3 protein-coding genes are annotated in these 2,937 nt (G+C 67.3%); all 3 read right to left on the bottom strand.

The features are described from left to right. Nucleotides 1–1,386, bottom strand: a 1,386-nt coding sequence (gene araA / locus J2X98_RS22090) for an L-arabinose isomerase (RefSeq protein ID WP_307312654.1), incomplete at its 3' end; no start/stop codon positions are given. Between the two features lie 19 nt (nt 1,387–1,405). Further along, a complete protein-coding gene (locus tag J2X98_RS22095) occupies nt 1,406–2,134 on the bottom strand; it encodes an L-ribulose-5-phosphate 4-epimerase (RefSeq protein ID WP_141943555.1) in 729 nt (242 codons plus the stop codon). Continuing rightward, a partial coding sequence (locus J2X98_RS22100; protein WP_307312656.1) for an FGGY-family carbohydrate kinase occupies nt 2,131–2,937 on the bottom strand: 807 nt, incomplete at its 5' end. The genes J2X98_RS22095 and J2X98_RS22100, both read right to left, overlap by 4 nt.

Genomic DNA, 2,937 nt, shown 5'->3' on the forward strand with positions numbered 1-2,937 from the left:
GCCCACCTGGGTGGAAAGCACGGTGTGGTGGGCCGCGCCGGCGGTGAGCCACGCCGCGGCGGAGGTGGCGAAGTCCGGCTTCGGTTCCCACAGGGCGCGGGCCACGGGGAGGTTGGGCAGGGGCTGGTCCAGGGGAACGACGTCGACGGCGTTGGCCACCAGGCGGAAGCGGTCGCGCATGTCGGACAGGGCGACGACGACGCCAACCGAGGCGTCGGCGTCGAACACCAGGCGGACGGGGTCTTCCTTGCCGCCGATGCCCAGCGGGTGGATTTCCAGCCGCGGCTTTGCAGCGGTCAGGGAGGGGCAGACTTCGAGCATGTGCGCTCCGAGGATCTTTTCCGAGCCGGGTTCCAGGTGGTAGGTGTAGTCCTCCATCAGGGAGGCGCCGCCGGGAAGGCCTGCGCCCATCACCTTGGCGGCACGGACCAGGATGGCGGTCTTCCAGTCGCCCTCGGCACCGAACCCGTACCCGGCGGCCATGAGCCGCTGCACGGCCAGGCCGGGCAGCTGGCGGAGCGCGCCAAGGTCCTCGAAGGAGGTGGTGAAGGCGGCGGAGCCGTTGGCTTCCAGGAAGCTGCGCAGCCCCAGTTCGATCCGGGCGCCGTAGCGCAGCGATTCATGCCGTGCCGCGCCTGCGCGGAGTTCCGGCACCACGTCATACAGGTCCTCGTACTCCGCCACCAGGGCGTCGACGTCGGACTCTGCAGCGCCGTGGACGGCGTCGGCGAGCTCGTTGACGGACCAGGTGTTGACCGCGACGCCGAACCGCAGCTCAGCCTCGGTCTTGTCTCCTTCGGTGACGGCGACGTTGCGCATGTTGTCGCCGAAGCGGGTGAGCTTCAGGGTCCGGACGGCGGCCCAGCCGGCCGCGGCCCGCTGCCAGGTGCCCACCTGGCGGGCCACCTCGGGGTTGGAAACGTGGCCGACGACGGTCTTCCGGGCAATGCCCAGACGGGACTGGATGTACCCGAACTCGCGGTCGCCGTGGGCGGCCTGGTTCAGGTTCATGAAGTCGAAGTCGATGTCCGCCCAGGGCAGGTCGCGGTTGGCCTGGGTGTGCAGGTGCAGCAGGGGCTTGCGCAGCAGGTCCAGGCCGGAGATCCACATTTTGGCTGGACTGAAGGTGTGCATCCACGCCGTCACGCCGATCACGGAATCATCCGAGTTCGCCTCCAGCGCGGTGCGGCGGATGGCGTCAGAGTCGGTCAGCACAGGCTTCCACACGATCCGCACGGGGACGGCGGACGAGGCATTGAGCTGGTTGGCGATCTCCTGCGACTGGGCCGCCACCTGCTTGAGGACTTCCTCGCCGTAGAGGTGCTGGCTGCCGGTGAGGAACCAGACTTCGTAGCCGTCGAGGGAGGTGTTTGCTGCGGTATTCATGGGTTCTCCTGAAAAGTTTTCATTGGCCGTAGACGTTCTGATAGCGGGCGTAGAGGGAGTCAATGTGGCCCTGGTCGATGGGCAGAGGCTCACCGAGCTGCCGGGAGATATGGACGGTGCGGGCCACTTCCTCGCACATCACGGCCGCCTTCACGGCGGACCGGGCATCCTTGCCAATGGTGAACGGGCCGTGGTTCTGCATCAGCACCGCCGGCGAGCTGGAGTTCTTCAGCGTCTCCACGATGCCGTGGCCGATCGAGTCGTCGCCGATCAGCGCGAAGGGACCCACCGGAATGGAGCCGCCGAACTCATCACCCATCATGGTCAGCACGCACGGGATGGCCTCACCACGGGCGGCCCAGGCGGTGGCGTAGGTGGAGTGGGTATGCACCACGCCGCCCACTTCGGGCATGTGACGGTAGACATAGGCGTGCGCAGCAGTGTCCGACGACGGCGACAACGGCGGGTTGCCCCAGTCGACGGTCCCGCCCCCACCAACATTGGTACCCCTCACCGGAGTGCCATGCAGGTCGGTGACAATCATTTGTTCCGGCGTCAGCTCCTGGTAGGAAACACCGGAGGGCTTGATCACCATGAGGTCGGTACCCGGCACGCGGGCGGAAACATTGCCCGCCGTCCACACCACCAATCCGTACCGGGTCAGCTCGGCGTGCAGGGCGCACACTTCCTCGCGGATCCGGGCAATAGTCTGCAGGATTCCGGTTTCGGTTCCCGTTCCGGCGGTCACGCGGAGACCTCCACGGCAGTTTCGGCCTGCGAACCCGACGTAGGGACAACCGTGCCGGCGGCCTTGCGCTGGATGGCCTTGAGCCGGTGCATCACGTCATTGCTGCCGCGGCCGAAGTAATCATGCAGCGTCTTGTACTCCTGGAACAACCCGTCATAGGCGGCCACGTTGTCCGGGATCGGGGTGTAGACCTCGCCGGGTTCGGCGCCCATGGCGGTGGCAGCTTCCCGGATGTCTGCGTACTGTCCTGCCGCGACGGCGGCGTGGATCGCCGATCCCAGGGCCGGGCCCTGCTCCGAGCCGATGGTGGACAGCTGCAGGCCGGTGGCGTCCGCGTAGATCTGCATGAGGAGTTTGTTCTTGAGCAAGCCGCCGGCCACGATGAATTCCCTGACCGGGACACCGGCGTCACGGAAGGCGTCCACAATGGTGCGGGTGCCGAACGCGGTGGCTTCCAGCAGCGCGCGGTAGGTGTCCTCCGGCCTGGTGGCCAGGGTCTGCCCCACCACGATGCCGGAGAGCTCGTGGTCCACCAGGACCGAGCGGTTGCCCGAGTGCCAGTCGAGTGCGATCAGGCCGTGCTCCCCGATGGCCTGCTGGGAGGCCAGTTCGGTGAGGTACTCGTGGATCCCCAGGCCGGCGTTTCTTGCAGCCTGGTGGTATTCGGGCGGGACGCCGTATTTGGTGAACCAGCCAAAAATGTCGCCCACGCCTGACTGGCCGGCCTCGTAGCCCCAGAGACCGGGCACGATGCCTCCGTCCACGGCCCCGCACATGCCCGGCACCTCACGCAGTTCCGCGCC

It is taken from the genome of Pseudarthrobacter enclensis, from assembly GCF_030811655.1.
GTDB lineage: Bacteria > Actinomycetota > Actinomycetes > Actinomycetales > Micrococcaceae > Arthrobacter > Arthrobacter enclensis_A.